10 protein-coding genes are annotated in these 14,168 nt (G+C 69.9%); 2 read left to right on the top strand and 8 right to left on the bottom strand.

Annotation, left to right across the window (positions count from 1 at the left end; genetic code table 11):
* The first annotated feature begins 192 nt into the window (after nt 1-192).
* Nucleotides 193-1,746: an MFS transporter gene (locus OTB19_RS38640; protein WP_267803475.1), complete on the top strand. Its 1,554-nt coding sequence runs from the start codon at nt 193-195 to the stop codon at nt 1,744-1,746.
* A gap of 77 nt (nt 1,747-1,823) precedes the next feature.
* On the opposite strand, the gene OTB19_RS38645 is transcribed toward OTB19_RS38640, so the two are convergent.
* The 7 genes from OTB19_RS38645 to nrdR all read right to left on the bottom strand — a co-directional run bounded on the left by OTB19_RS38645 (nt 1,824) and on the right by nrdR (nt 10,668).
* Nucleotides 1,824-3,521, bottom strand: a complete 1,698-nt coding sequence (locus OTB19_RS38645; RefSeq protein WP_267803476.1) for a DUF4173 domain-containing protein — start codon at nt 3,519-3,521, stop codon at nt 1,824-1,826.
* A gap of 245 nt (nt 3,522-3,766) precedes the next feature.
* A complete protein-coding gene (locus OTB19_RS38650) occupies nt 3,767-4,681 on the bottom strand; it encodes an ADP-ribosylglycohydrolase family protein (RefSeq protein ID WP_267803477.1) in 915 nt (304 codons plus the stop codon).
* Between the two features lie 11 nt (nt 4,682-4,692).
* Entirely contained in the window at nt 4,693-5,352 is a 660-nt protein-coding gene (locus OTB19_RS38655) for a histidine phosphatase family protein (RefSeq protein WP_053676307.1), read from the bottom strand.
* A gap of 72 nt (nt 5,353-5,424) precedes the next feature.
* Nucleotides 5,425-6,030 (bottom strand): YdbC family protein, encoded by a 606-nt coding sequence (locus OTB19_RS38660; RefSeq protein ID WP_267803478.1) that lies wholly within the window; start codon nt 6,028-6,030, stop codon nt 5,425-5,427.
* A gap of 32 nt (nt 6,031-6,062) precedes the next feature.
* Nucleotides 6,063-6,899 (bottom strand): arylamine N-acetyltransferase family protein, encoded by an 837-nt coding sequence (locus OTB19_RS38665; protein ID WP_267803479.1) that lies wholly within the window; start codon nt 6,897-6,899, stop codon nt 6,063-6,065.
* A gap of 208 nt (nt 6,900-7,107) precedes the next feature.
* Nucleotides 7,108-9,996, bottom strand: coding sequence for a vitamin B12-dependent ribonucleotide reductase (locus OTB19_RS38670; protein WP_267803480.1), 2,889 nt, complete (start codon nt 9,994-9,996; stop codon nt 7,108-7,110).
* Between the two features lie 156 nt (nt 9,997-10,152).
* Nucleotides 10,153-10,668 (bottom strand): transcriptional regulator NrdR, encoded by a 516-nt coding sequence (nrdR, locus tag OTB19_RS38675; RefSeq protein WP_267803481.1) that lies wholly within the window; start codon nt 10,666-10,668, stop codon nt 10,153-10,155.
* A gap of 473 nt (nt 10,669-11,141) precedes the next feature.
* Between nrdR and lexA the strand changes: the two genes are divergently transcribed.
* Nucleotides 11,142-11,933: a transcriptional repressor LexA gene (gene lexA / locus OTB19_RS38680; protein WP_053685155.1), complete on the top strand. Its 792-nt coding sequence runs from the start codon at nt 11,142-11,144 to the stop codon at nt 11,931-11,933.
* A gap of 114 nt (nt 11,934-12,047) precedes the next feature.
* Here the strand turns inward: lexA and OTB19_RS38685 are convergent, their stop codons facing one another.
* On the bottom strand, nt 12,048-14,018 hold the full coding sequence (locus tag OTB19_RS38685; protein WP_267803482.1) for an ATP-dependent DNA helicase: 1,971 nt from the start codon (nt 14,016-14,018) through the stop codon (nt 12,048-12,050).
* Nucleotides 14,019-14,168 lie beyond the last annotated feature (150 nt).

Consider the following 14,168-nt stretch of genomic DNA (forward strand, 5'->3'; position numbering starts at 1 on the left):
CACCCCCGAGGACGCACTCGACACCGCCTGCCACCTCCACCTCACCGGTCTCGACACCTGACACGGGCAAGCGCACGCCAAGCCCGACGTCAACCCCCGAAGGATTTACGACGCAGACCACTAAGCGCCGGCTCCTACCGTGGACCCTCAGTGAACGGAAGCGTTCACTATTTCACTTTGGGGGGATCCTCAGTGACAAGCACTCAACTGGCCACGCCACGAATACCCGGCGCCGCCCGACGTCCCGGGCGTCCGGGAGTGGCACTCGCGGTCATCGCCGCCTGCCAGCTCATGGTGGTTCTCGACGCGACGATCGTGAACATCGCGCTCCCCCACATCCAGACCGCGCTCTCCTTCTCCACCACCGACCTGTCCTGGGTGATCAGCGCGTACACCCTGGCCTTCGGCGGCCTGCTGCTGCTCGGCGGCCGGGCCGGCGACATCCTGGGGCGACGCCGCGTCTTCATCACCGGCATCCTGCTCTTCACCCTCGCCTCGCTCCTCGGCGGTTTCGCCCAGGAGCCCTGGCAACTGCTGGCGGCCCGCGCCCTCCAGGGAGTCGGCGGTGCGATCGCCTCCCCGACCTCCCTCGCCCTGATCACCACGACCTTCGCCGAGGGTCCCGAACGCAATCGCGCCTTCGGCGTGTTCGCGGCCGTCTCGGCGGGTGGCGGCGCGATCGGCCTGTTGACGGGCGGCATGCTCACCGAGTGGCTCGACTGGCGATGGGTCCTCTTCGTCAACGTGCCGATCGGCATCCTGATCGCCGTCCTCGCACCGCTTTACATCAGCGAGTCCGAACGCCATCCCGGTCGCTTCGACATCGCCGGGGCCCTCACGTCCACCGGCGGCATGGCCTCGCTCGTCTACGGCTTCATCCGCGCGTCGGAGGACGGTTGGCGCGACGCGCTCACCCTCGGCTCCTTCGCCGCCGCCGTCGTACTCCTCGGGATGTTCGTGTTCGTCGAATCGCGGGCCCGCGAACCGATCACCCCGCTGCGGATGTTCGCCGACCGCAACCGCGCCGGCACCTACGTGATCATGCTCGGCCTGGCCGCCGCGATGTTCGGCATGTTCTTCTTCATCGTCCAGTTCGTGCAGAACGTGCTCGGCTTCTCCCCGATCCGTTGCGGACTCGGTTTCCTGCCCGTCACCGTCGCCATCGTGACGGCCGCCGGACTCTCCCAGCGCTTCCTGCCGCGCTTCGGGCCCAAGCCGTTCATGGTCCTCGGGTCCGCGCTCACCGGGGTGGGCCTGACCTGGCTGACGTTCATCCGCACGGACAGTTCGTACGTGTCCGGGGTGTTGGGGCCGATGCTCCTCTTCGGCTTCGGCATGGGGCTCAACTTCGTGACCCTCACCCTCACCGCCGTCTCGGGGGTGGCGCCGAGGGAGGCCGGCGCGGCCTCCGGTCTGCTGAACGCCGCCCAGCAGGTCGGTGGCTCGCTCGGTCTGTCCATCCTGGTGACCGTCTTCGGCACGGCCGGTCGCGACGAGGCCGAGAAGCAGGTCCCCGCGTTCCTGGCGCAGGCGGAGCCGGAGCAACTGGCGGCCTTCAAGGCGACCGGCCGGCTGCCCGACCCGTGGGGCGACACCGTCCTCACCCAGGGCATCTCCACCGCGTTCATCGCCGCCGTGGCGATGTCCGGACTCGCCCTGGCCACGGCACTGTGGGTGATCCGGGTGCGCAAGAGCGACCTGGAGGCCCTCAACGGAACCGCGGAGACGGCCGGCCCCGTGGGCTGAGCACGGCCCGAAGGGGGGTCGCCGGCCGGCACGGCGACCCTCCCCCGACGCCCCTGCGTACGCGTTCGAGTACGGGGTCAGTACTCGCTGCGGCCGCCGTACAGGCCGAGCCGTACGCAGTCGTGGGCGGTGGCCGTGACCGGGCGCGCGTCGAGGATCCGGCGCGCGCGGGACTGCGCCAGGCTCGTCGCGAACCAGGGCGCGCCCTTGGACTCCGCCAGGTCGTCGCGGACTCCGATCAGGGCGCAGGAGCGCTGAGGTTCGGGCAGGCGGTCCAGGGCGGGTGCGGCATCGGCCGACAGATGGCGGAAGTACTCCACGTCGATCTTCTCGTCCGACGTGTACCGGGCGACGTTCGTCTCGGCGATGATCCCGTCCGGGGACATCAGCCCGAAGGCCAGGACGGTGGCGGCGGCGCTGCCTGCCACCGCACGGGCCAGCCAACGCCCGCCGAACACGCCGGCCGCCATGAGCAGCACGATCACGAGCCCGAGCCACAGTTCCATGGTGACCACCGACAGGCGCAGCCGGGTCAGCCCGTACGCGTCCACGTACAGGTCCATCCGGCGCACCGCGGAGGCCACCACGACCAGTGTCAGCAGGCACAGGGTGCCCAGGACCACCCGGACGAAGCGGCGGTCGCCCGCACCGCCGCGGGGTGCCCAGCGCAGGGCGAGGGCGATGACGGCCAGGACGAACACGGTGGCCCAGAGCAACTGCCAGAAGCCCTGGCGGGCGTACTCGGCGTAGGTCAGGCCCGTACGGTCCAGGACCTTGTCGTACCCGCCGAACAGGACGGCCAGTTGCACCGCGATGAACCCCGCGAACAGCAGGTTGAGCACGACGAGCGGAAGCGCCCACTCCACGCGGGAGCGCGGCTTGCCCGGGGTCGTCGCGACGCGGTCCCAGCGCAGCGGAGCCGCGGCGGTCCGGGCGACGGACAGGGCGCAGAGCGCGCCCACCAGGAACAGGGCGACGCGGAACGGGCTCTCTCCGACGGAGACGTCCGGGGTCAGATCGCCCAGCAGATCCGCGAAGGCCGCGTCGGCGGAGGCGAACAGCGCCCCGAACACGAACAGGAGGACGACGGCCACGACGGTCGCCTTGGCGATGGGCAGCCAGCGCGTACGGTCCACCCCGCCGCCGCGCGAACGCACCCCCTCCCAGGCCCAGCCGACCCCGGTGACCGCCGTGTCGATCAACCCGAGCGGGGCGAGCAGCACGCCCGGCCAGCGGCGGGTTCCGTGCAGGGCCAGCGCGGCCAGGGAGACGGCGGCGAGGACCGCGAGCGTGCTCGGCCAGGCGGAGTCGCGCAGGGCCGGCACGACGAGCAGGGCCACGCAGCCGAGGGACCAGACCACGGTCCAGGGTCGGACCGTGCGACCGGCCGCCCGGGCGGCGACGTACGCGGCGGCCATGGCGGGCAGCGCGGCGAGCAGCAGCCCGGGGCCGACGCCGTCGCCGAGGAAGACCGCGGTGGCGAGACCGGCGACGAGCACGGCGACGAGGGTGGCGGTGCGGATCGGAGCGGGCGGCGCGGACCGGACCCGCCGGGCCAACGACTCCTGCGCCCGCGCCGCGGCGGCAGCCTGGGCCTGCCCCGCCCCCGAGGCCCCCGCGCCGGGAGCCCCGGCGCCGGACGTATCGCCTCCGGAGGTACCGACGCCGGACGTACCGGTACCGGTACCGGCCCCGGTCCCGGGCTCCGCGGACCGCTCGCCGGCGGTCTCGCCTCCGGCCGCATCGCGTTTCGCCGTGTCGGCGTTCTCAGACATCAGATCCCTCCCCTGTCAGCCGCTCCCCGAGTGCGTGAGACGAGAGCGGCGAAGCGGACAGGGTAGGCCGGGGTCAGGAAGTTTTGAACAAATTCAAGAAGCCCTTGTGTCAGGACCGTGACAATCACATCGGCCCACCCCGCCGCGTCCGCGCACGGGGCCGCCCCTCGGCAGGACAACGCGAAGGGCGCCCGGGTACCAGGTACCCGGGCGCCCTCGGGGCCGGAAGATCCGGACCGGACGGACTAGCGCGCCGCGTTGGGCAACCACGCCGGAAGGGCCTCGGTGCGCGACAGCCACGCCGCCGGCAGCACCGCGTCCCCCCGGGCACCCAGCACTCCGCCGACGATGGCGCACGTCGTGTCCACGTCCCCGCCCACCTGTGCGGTGGTCCAGAACGCCTGCTCGTAGTCGTCCAGTGACCGGGCCGCCGACCACAGCGCGAACGGCACCGTGTCGTGGGCGCTCGTGCGCCGCCCGCATCCCAGGACCGCCGCGACCGTGGTCGCGTCGTCGTAGTCGAGCATCCCGCGCGCCCGACGCAGCCCGGCGCCCACCGCGCTGCGCGGCACCAGCGCGATCACCGCGTCCAACAGGTCGGCGGCCTTCGGCGGGCCGGCCGGAGCCGCCGCCAGCGACGCGGCCGCAGCGACGGCCATCGCTCCGCAGACCGCCTCGCGGTGCTGATGGGTGGTGTACGCCGAGATCTCGGCCTGGTGCGTGGCCTGCTCGGGGTCGTCCGCGTACCAGGCGCCCAGCGGCGCGATCCGCATGGCGGCCCCGTTGCCCCACGAGCCCTGGCCGTTGAACAGTTCGGCCGCCTGCGTGCGCCAGTCCGCGCCTTCTCGGATCAGCCGCAGCATCCGGTTCACGGCAGGCCCGTAGCCGCGGTCGAAGTCGTGGTGGTGGGCGAAGGACAGAGCGAGCGCGTCCTGGTCGATGCGCCCGTGCTCGGCGAGCACGGCCACCACCGAGCAGGCCATCTCGGTGTCGTCGGTCCACTGCCAGGCGTCGGTGCCGGCGGGGACCTCACGCCGCTTGAGCCGTGGATAGTTCACGGGAACGAAGTACTGGGAGCCCAGAGCGTCACCCAGTGCCAGCCCTCGGAGGCTGGACATGGCGCGTGCGTAGCGCCTTTCGGAGGAGGAGTCAGCGGTCATCGCGCGCCACTCTAGCCGTCCAGGTCATAAGGCTCGGGTGTGGTCCACCGCTCAAATGGGCGGTCCATCCGGTACCGGCCGTCCGAGCCGAGCAGCAGCGCGCGGAATTCCCCGTTCCCGGGGTTGGACAGGCACTCGAACTCGGCCACCGACCAGTGGAACCAGCGCATGCAGAACAGCCGCATCGTCAACCCGTGCGTCACCACCAGAACGTTCTCGGGGTGATCCTCGGCCTCGAAGCTGCGGTAGAGGCTCTCCAGGAAGGAACCGACCCGGTCGTAGACGTCCGCACCCGACTCCCCCTGGGCGAAGCGGTAGAAGAAGTGCCCGTAGGCGTCCCGGTACGCCTTCTGCAACCGCACGTCGTCCCGGTCCTGCCAGTTGCCCCAGTCCTGTTCCCGCAGTCGGGGTTCCTCGCGCATCCGGACCCGGGTCGGGTCCAGGCGCAGCTCGCGGAAGGTCTGCAGGGTCCTGCGGTACGGGGAGACGTAGGCGCTGATGGACTCGTCACCGAAGAGTTCGCGCAGCCGAACGCCGGCCTCGGCGGCCTGTTCCCGTCCGGTCCGGGTCAGGCGCAGGGCATGATCGGGCTCCCGCTCGTACACCGTGTCGTCGGCGTTCCCCTCCGACTCCCCGTGTCGGACAAGGACGATGCGCCGTGGTCGAACCATCCCACGACCCTATTCGGACATCTTGTTCCCCGCGCACCGGGCTCGCCGCTCACGCCGGCGGTCGTCGTACGGTCATACCGTCCAGGAGGGTTCGAGGTCGACGACGTCGCCCGTGAGCGCCTCCACGTCGGCCTCGGTCTGGGCGCGCAGCGACAGCCGCTCCACCCGCTCCTGTCGGTACTTGCCGTGTTCGGCGGCCGCGCGCCACATCGACAAGACCAGGAACTCACGGCCCGGGGCCTCCCCGAAGAGGCCCCGGATCATGCCGGGCGACCCGGCCATGGCCGGGTTCCACACCTTCTCCTGCATGAGCGCGAAGTGGTCCACGCGGCCCTCGCGTACCCGGGTGTGGGCGACCCGGACGACGTCGGCGTCGGAGAAGCGCGGCTCGAAGCCGGTCTTCACGTCGAAGCGGTGATCGAAGAGCGTGACCCGCGCGTCGGTATAGGTGCCGTTCTGGGACGCGGCCAGCCGGTCGTGCGAGCGGGCCATGAAGGAGTCGTAGAAGGAGCGGCTCTCCCAGAACGCGAAGACGTGCGCGACGCCTTGCCGGCCCCGGCTCCATCCGCCGCCCTGTCCCCGGAAGCCCGGCTCCCCCGGAAGCCCCGCCCATTTGCGCTGCCCACGCTCGAACCCGCGTCGGTCCGTCACCGTGCAGCGAATCCACTTGACCAGCACCGCGCCATCGTACGGGCCCGGCGCGGTCCGGGTCAGTCCCCGGCCCGATGGATCCGCACCAGTTCCGCGGCGTCCCGCTCGGGCAGTCGAAGCCCGAACTCGCGGTCGAGCACGGTGATCAGCTCGTCCGGTGCCACGCTCTCCCGATCGAGGCGTCCGTCCGGATACAAGCGGGTGAGTTCCCTCCCCACGAGGGCCACGCGCACGGACTCTCCGGGGTATTGGACGATGACCTTGCCGACGAACGCGGAGTGCGGGTGCGAGGAGCTGTAGTGGTTCAGCACCACGTAGTCCACGGGGTGGTACGCCTGGGGCGAGAACGCGTACAGGTCACGCCACTCCTCCCCGCGCAGCGAGCGGAGCACCAGGACGCCGTCCCCCTCCGCGCGGACGGCGTACGTCCACCGCCCCTGCCGCACCTCGACTCCGGTACGCGCGAGCGGTACGGGTTCGCGCGGCCCGGGGTGGCCGAACCCGGCGTCACACAGCCACGGTTCGCCCTCGACGGTGACGACGAGGACGGCGTGCGTCACCGCGAGCAGCGCGTCACCCCGGGTGCGGTTGCGGGCCCCGCGCCCGGCGACCTCGAAGCCGATCCGCTCCAGGGCGGCGGCCAGCAGCGAGTTCTGTTCGTAGCAGTAGCCGCCTCGGCGACCGTGCACGATCTTGTCCTGCAATGCCTTGACGTCCAGCGCGACGGGACGGCCGAGCGTGACGTCCAGGCTCTCGAAGGGAATGGCGGCGATGTGGGCCCGGGTCACTGCGTACAACGCCTCCAGGTCGGGCCGGAGTTCCCGGCCGCCCGCCCCGGTCTCCAGGCCGATCCTCGCCAGATAGGCGTCCAGGTCCAGCTCGTCAGAACTCCACACGGCTTCCCGCTCCCCCGCACACTCCACGGCGCCCGATCGGCGCGCCCCGCACAATGATCGGCATGACCGCCCTCCACACCAACCCGCCTCGGCTCGTCGCGCACACGCCGAAGGGGACCGACCACCAGGTCGATCCCCTTCGTGAGCCACCGCTCAGCCGGCCGTGCCGATCACGCGGGACGACCGTCCCGCGCGATCACGACCGGTGTCAGCTGCAGCCGCTGGTGGAGCCGCAGCCCTCACAGATGTAGCAGGAGCCGGCGCGCTGCATCTTCGTACCGCAGGAGAAGCAGAGCGGGGCGTCGGCGGAGACACCCAGCTGCATCTCGACGAGTTCGGCGCTGGAGTGCGCCGTCTTCGGGGCCGCGGCCGCGACGGCCGTGACCGGCTTCGGCGCGGGAACTGCGGCGAGCGGGGCCGACTGGGCCAACGTCTCGGTGTCGATCTGCTCTCCGTCCAGCGGCTCATAGGAACCGGTGTCGAGGTGACGCTGACGCTCCTCGGCGGAGTGGATGCCGAGGGCGGAGCGGGTCTCGAAGGGCAGGAAGTCGAGCGCCACGCGACGGAAGATGTAGTCGACGATCGACTGCGCCATCCGCACGTCCGGGTCGTCCGTCATGCCGGCCGGCTCGAAGCGCATGTTCGTGAACTTCGAGACGTACGTCTCCAGCGGGACGCCGTACTGCAGACCGACCGAGACGGCGATGGAGAAGGCGTCCATCATGCCCGCGAGGGTCGAGCCCTGCTTGGACATCTTCAGGAAGACCTCGCCCAGACCGTCGTCCGGGTAGGAGTTCGCCGTCATGTAGCCCTCGGCGCCACCGACCGTGAAGGAGGTGGTGATCCCCGGGCGGCCCTTGGGGAGGCGCTTGCGGACGGGGCGGTACTCGATGACCTTCTCGACCGCCGCGCGGATGGTCTCCTCGGCCTTCTCGGTGACCTCGACCTTCTCCGCTTCCTTCTTCTTCGCGGAGAGGGGCTGACCGACCTTGCAGTTGTCGCGGTAGATCGCCAGCGCCTTGACGCCCAGCTTCCACGCCTCGAAGTAGATCTCCTCGATCTCCTCGACGGTCGCCGTCTCCGGCATGTTGACCGTCTTCGAGATCGCGCCGGAGATCCAGGGCTGGATCGCGGCCATCATGCGGACGTGACCCATCGCGGAGATGGAACGCTCGCCCATGGCGCAGTCGAAGACCGAGTAGTGCTCCGCCTTCAGACCCGGGGCGTCGACGACCACACCGTGCTCGGCGATGTGGGTGACGATCGCCTCGATCTGCTCCTCCTGGTAACCCAGGCGGCGCAGGGCCTGCGGGACGGTGCCGTTGACGATCTGCATCGAGCCGCCGCCGACGAGCTTCTTGAACTTGACCAGGGCCAGGTCCGGCTCGACACCAGTGGTGTCGCAGGACATCGCGAGACCGATGGTGCCGGTCGGCGCGAGGACGGAGGCCTGGGAGTTGCGGAAGCCGTTCTTCTCGCCGAGGCGCAGAACGTCCTGCCAGGCCTCCGTGGCCGCGGCCCAGATGGAGTTGTCCAGGTCCTGGGTGCGCGGCGCGACGGCGTTGGCGTCGGCGTGCTGCTTCATGACGCGCTTGTGCGAGTCGGCGTTGCGGGCGTAGCCGTCGTACGGGCCCACGATCGCGGCCAGCTCGGCGGAGCGCTTGTACGCGGTGCCCGTCATCAGCGAGGTGATCGACGCGGCGAGGGTGCGGCCGCCGTCCGAGTCGTACGCGTGACCCGTGGCCATCAGCAGGGCGCCGAGGTTGGCGTAGCCGATGCCCAGCTGACGGAAGGCGCGGGTGTTCTCGCCGATCTTCTGGGTCGGGAAGTCCGCGAAGCAGATGGAGATGTCCATCGCGGTGATGACGAGCTCGACGACCTTGGCGAAGCGCTCGGCGTCGAAGGCCTGGTTGCCCTTGCCGTCGTCGTCGAGGAACTTCATCAGGTTCAGCGAGGCGAGGTTGCAGGACGTGTTGTCCAGGTGCATGTACTCGCTGCAGGGGTTGGACGCGGTGATGCGGCCGGACTCGGGGCAGGTGTGCCAGTTGTTGATCACACCGTCGTACTGGATGCCCGGGTCGGCGCAGGCCCACGCGGCCTCGGCGAGCTTGCGGAAGAGCGCCTTGGCGTCGACCTTCTCGATGACCTCGCCGGTCATGCGGGCCCGCAGGCCGAACTCGGTGCCGTTCTCGACGGCCGTCATGAACTCGTCGTTCACGCGGACGGAGTTGTTGGCGTTCTGGTACTGGACGGACGTGATGTCGTCGCCGCCCAGGTCCATGTCGAAGCCCGCGTCGCGCAGGGCGCGGATCTTCTCCTCTTCCTTCACCTTGGTGGCGATGAAGTCCTCGACGTCCGGGTGGTCCACGTCCAGGACGACCATCTTGGCGGCGCGACGGGTGGCACCACCGGACTTGATCGTTCCTGCGGACGCGTCCGCGCCCCGCATGAAGGAGACCGGGCCGGAGGCGTTGCCGCCGGAGGAGAGGAGCTCCTTGGAGGAGCGGATGCGGGAGAGGTTCAGGCCGGCGCCGGAGCCGCCCTTGAAGATCATGCCCTCTTCCTTGTACCAGTCGAGGATCGACTCCATGGAGTCGTCGACGGCCAGGATGAAGCAGGCGGAGACCTGCTGCGGCTGGGGCGTGCCGACGTTGAACCACACCGGGGAGTTGAAGCTGAAGATCTGGTGCAGGAGGGCGTAGGTCAGCTCGTGCTCGAAGATCTCCGCGTCCGCGGGCGAGGAGAAGTAGTCGAAGTCCTCGCCGGCCTTCGTGTACGTCTTCACGATCCGGTCGATGAGCTGCTTCAGGCCGGTCTCGCGCTGCGGGCTGCCGACCGCGCCGCGGAAGTACTTGCTGGTGACGATGTTGACCGCGTTCACCGACCAGAAGTCGGGGAACTCGACGCCACGCTGCTCGAAGTTGACCGAACCGTCGCGCCAGTTGGTCATGACGACGTCACGACGCTCCCAGCTCACCTCGTCGTACGGGTGCACGCCCGGGGTGGTGTGGATGCGCTCGATCCGCAGGCCGCTCTTGGTGGCCTTGGTCCCCTTGGCTCGGGAACCTCGCGCCGAGCTGCTCGCCGTCTCTGTCATGGCCGCCTCCCATATGCGGGCAAAAACGCCCTAAAGTGCCAGCGCTATTCCGCGGCACGGTGCTGTGTGTCTTGTATCTACGAATCTGCTCCCGGCTACCGCCGGGAGGCGCCTCGAATCGACCGGGCAGACCGCGCTGCTGTGCGGCCCGTCAGGTCAGTCGGAGGCGGAGGCGGGCACGGGGACGACCGAGGGGGTCCCACCGGGCTCGACCTCAGGGGGATGAGGCCGCCGCTCGCGCAATTCCACGATGGCGGTCTCGAAGTCTTCGAGGGTGTCGAACGCTTTGTAGACGGATGCGAACCGCAGGTAGGCGACCAGGTCGAGTTCCTGCAACGGGCCGAGTATGGCCAGACCCACGTCATGGGTGGTCAGCTCGGCACTCCCGGTGGCGCGCACCGCCTCCTCGACCCGCTGGCCGAGCTTGGCGAGGGCGTCCTCGGTGACCGGTCGACCCTGGCACGCCTTGCGGACGCCAGAGATGACCTTGGAGCGACTGAAGGGTTCGGTCACCCCGCTGCGCTTGATCACCATCAGCGAGGCCGTCTCCACCGTCGTGAAGCGACGGGAGCAGTCGGGGCACTGACGGCGCCGTCGGATCGACGTGCCGTCGTCCGTGGTGCGGCTGTCGACTACGCGGCTGTCGGGGTGCCTGCAGAAGGGGCAGTGCATGGTTCCCTCACCCTCCTTCTCGGCACGACTGAATCACCCCACGGAGCCCCTGAACGGCGGAGGAAACGGTCCCGCCGGGGGCTCGTGAAGCAGCCACCAGCATATGCGATGTCGGGGGCTCCGGCGGACCGGGGACCACAACTTCTGGGCGGCAGCGCTCATCCAACCACTAGATCTTGGGTTGCGGTGGATTTACATCGCTCAGCGTGTCGCGGCGTGAGCCGACCGCGTCCGGGCACCCTCGGCGCCACACTGGACGCCGGCCCGGACCCTGGCGATCCAACCCGGAAGGGTACCGTAAGCAGCGAACGCGGGACCGAATCCACGTTCGACGGATGGTCTGCCTATACACCTCTTGCGACATCTCAAGTGAACGATCCTTGCTTTTTCACTCGAACGTGTGTTTGGCGCAACCTTTCGAAAGCAACTACCGTTGTCCAACTAGGGAGAACATTTCGAGAGGGGCCGCAGACGTGACCACGACCGCAGACAGTGCCACCATCACTGCCCAGAACCGCTCCCAGAGCCGACTTGAGCCGGTGCATGCCATGAATGACGCAAGTCAGAATCCGGAGACGGAGCCCGCACGCCCCGCTCGCTCGATGCCAGGGCGACCTCCAGGCATCCGCGCCGACAGTTCCGGACTCACGGACCGGCAGCGGAGGGTCATCGAGGTCATCCGCGACTCCGTGCAGCGCAGGGGTTACCCGCCGTCGATGCGGGAGATCGGCCAGGCGGTGGGACTGTCCAGCACCTCGTCGGTCGCGCACCAGCTGATGGCCCTGGAGCGCAAGGGCTTCCTGCGCCGCGACCCGCACCGCCCCCGGGCGTACGAGGTGCGCGGCTCGGACCAGCCCAGCTCGCAGCCCACGGACACCACCGGCAAGCCTGCCGCGTCGTACGTGCCCCTGGTGGGTCGGATCGCGGCCGGCGGCCCGATCCTCGCCGAGGAATCGGTCGAGGACGTGTTCCCCCTCCCCCGCCAGCTGGTGGGTGACGGCGAGCTCTTCGTCCTCAAGGTCGTCGGCGACTCGATGATCGAGGCCGCGATCTGTGACGGTGACTGGGTCACCGTCCGGCGTCAGCCCGTCGCGGAGAACGGCGACATCGTCGCCGCGATGCTGGACGGCGAGGCCACGGTCAAGCGGTTCAAGCGCGAAGACGGCCATGTCTGGCTGCTCCCGCACAACGCCGCCTACCAGCCCATTCCGGGTGACGAGGCGACCATCCTCGGCAAGGTCGTCGCCGTACTGCGCAGGGTCTGACCCTCGCGCCCTCAGCCAGCTCCGGGACCTACTGCGCCGGTCCCGGAGCTGCTTCGTGTCCCCATCCGTTCCCGTGGTTCCACCGCTTCGTCACTGCCGCCCCCTCGGGGACGGCTACTTGCCGTCCGCCTGGGCGGTCGCGTCGATGGCGGCCAGTGAGCGACGCACCTGGTTCCGGTCGGTCGTGTACCAGAAGTCCGGGAGCGTGGCGCGCAGGAAGCTGCCGTAGCGAGCCGTCGCGAGTCGGGGGTCCAGGACCGCGACCACGCCCTTGTCGCCCGTCGCCCGGACGAGCCGGCCCGCGCCCTGGGCCATCAGCAGCGCCGCGTGCGTGGCGGCCACCGCCATGAATCCGTTGCCACCGTGCTCCTCGACCGACTTCTGCCGCGCGCTCATCAACGGGTCGTCGGGGCGCGGAAACGGGATCCGGTCCATGATCACGAGCTGGCAGCTGGGCCCCGGAACGTCGACGCCCTGCCACAGGGAGAGCGTCCCGAACAGGCAGGTCTTGGGATCTGCGGCGAAGGCCTTGATCAACTCGCCGAGCGTCTCCTCGCCCTGGAGCAGGATCGGGTGGTCGAGCCGCTCGCGCAGTTCCTCGGCGGCCGCCTTGGCGCCCCGCATGGAGGAGAAGAGGCCGAGGGTACGACCGCCGGCCGCCTCGATCAGTTCGGCGAGCTCGTCCATCATGTCGCCGCGGGTGCCCTCCCGGCCGGGCGTGGCCAGGTGCTTGGCGACGTACAGGATCCCCTGCTTGGGGTAGTCGAACGGGGAGCCCACGTCCAGACCCCGCCAGACGGGTGCGTCGTCGCCCTCCACCCCTTCCGGGGACAGGCCCATCGACGCGGCGACCCCGTTGAAATCCCCGCCGAGCTTGAGCGTGGCAGAGGTGAGGACCACCGAGCGGTCCTCGAACAGCTTCTCGCGCAGCAGCCCGGACACCGACAGCGGTGCCACGCGCAGGGTGGCGCCGAAGCGATCGTGCCGCTCGTACCAGACGACGTCGTATTCGGAACCGAGGACGATCCGCTCCGCCACTCCGTGGATGCTCTCCACGGCGGCGAGGGCCTGCTTGCGCACGGCGTCCTCGTCCTGCACGGACTTGTCGCGGGTGTTGCCGATCACCGAGATCACGTTGCGCGCCGAGTCGCGGAGGGACATCAGGGCGTAGCCGAGGTCCTCGGGGACCGTCTCCAGCCGGCCAGGGAGCGCCAGTTCCATGACGCGCTCGAACGATTCGGAGGCGGTCTGCAGGGCATCGGCCGTCTTCTCGTCCACGAGCTTCGCGACGCGCTTCACGGCCCGATTGACCTGCCCCGGGGTGAGCTCGCCGGTCGCGACGCCCGTCACCCGGGAGACCAGCTCGTGAGCCTCGTCCACGATCAACACCTCGTGCTGCGGCAGCACCGGCGCGCCCTGGATGGCGTCGATGGCGAGCAGCGCGTGGTTGGTGACGACCACGTCGGCGAGTTTGGCCCGTTCCCGGGCGGCCTCGGCGAAGCACTCGGCGCCGTAGGCGCACTTCGTCGCTCCCAGGCACTCGCTGGACGAGACGGAGATCTGTTGCCACGCCTTGTCGGAGACGCCGGGCGTCAGGTCGTCACGGTCGCCGGTCTCTGTCTCGTCCGCCCAGTCGCGCAGGCGCAGGAGGTCCTTTCCGAGCTTGCTGCTGGGGGTGGCCGCCTCGAACTGGTCGAAGAGGCCCTCCTCCTCATCCTGCGGTGCGCCCTCGTGCAGACGGTGCAGGCACAGGTAGTTGGAACGGCCCTTTAGCATGGCGAACTGCGGGCGGCGGCGGAGCTGCGGATGCAGCGCCTCCACCGTCCGGGGCAGGTCGCGCTCGACGAGCTGGCGCTGGAGGGCCAGGGTCGCGGTGGCGACGACCACGCGCTCGCCGTGTGCGAGGGCGGGCACCAGGTAGCCGAGGGACTTGCCGGTGCCGGTGCCTGCCTGGATCAGCCGGTGGGAGTTCTCGTCGATCGCTTCGGCAACGGCTTCGGCCATGGCCACCTGGCCGGGCCGCTCCGTGCCGCCGACGGCGGAGACGGCGGCATGCAGCAGGTCGGGGAGGGAGGGCTTCGTCATAGCACTGCCAACCCTACGGGGCGCCACTGACATTGATACTCGTAGCGGGTTCCGGTGGTCGTGGCTCTGCCACTGACTGACACCCTGCTGGGTTGTCTTCCGGCTGTACCGTCCGGCTGCCGGGCCCGTTCTTCATGGCTCCGGCCAGGT

This window comes from Streptomyces sp. H27-H5 (assembly GCF_026627505.1).
Lineage (GTDB): Bacteria > Actinomycetota > Actinomycetes > Streptomycetales > Streptomycetaceae > Streptomyces.

Excerpts from the sequence above, each read along its gene's own strand:
- OTB19_RS38645 (WP_267803476.1), bottom strand. The coding sequence starts at position 3,521 with ATGTCTGAGAACGCCGACACGGCGAAACGCGATGCGGCCGGAGGCGAG.
- OTB19_RS38650 (WP_267803477.1), bottom strand. The coding sequence starts at position 4,681 with ATGACCGCTGACTCCTCCTCCGAAAGGCGCTACGCACGCGCCATGTCC.
- OTB19_RS38655 (WP_053676307.1), bottom strand. The coding sequence starts at position 5,352 with ATGGTTCGACCACGGCGCATCGTCCTTGTCCGACACGGGGAGTCGGAG.
- OTB19_RS38670 (WP_267803480.1), bottom strand. The coding sequence starts at position 9,996 with ATGACAGAGACGGCGAGCAGCTCGGCGCGAGGTTCCCGAGCCAAGGGG.
- nrdR (WP_267803481.1), bottom strand. The coding sequence starts at position 10,668 with ATGCACTGCCCCTTCTGCAGGCACCCCGACAGCCGCGTAGTCGACAGC.
- OTB19_RS38685 (WP_267803482.1), bottom strand. The coding sequence starts at position 14,018 with ATGACGAAGCCCTCCCTCCCCGACCTGCTGCATGCCGCCGTCTCCGCC.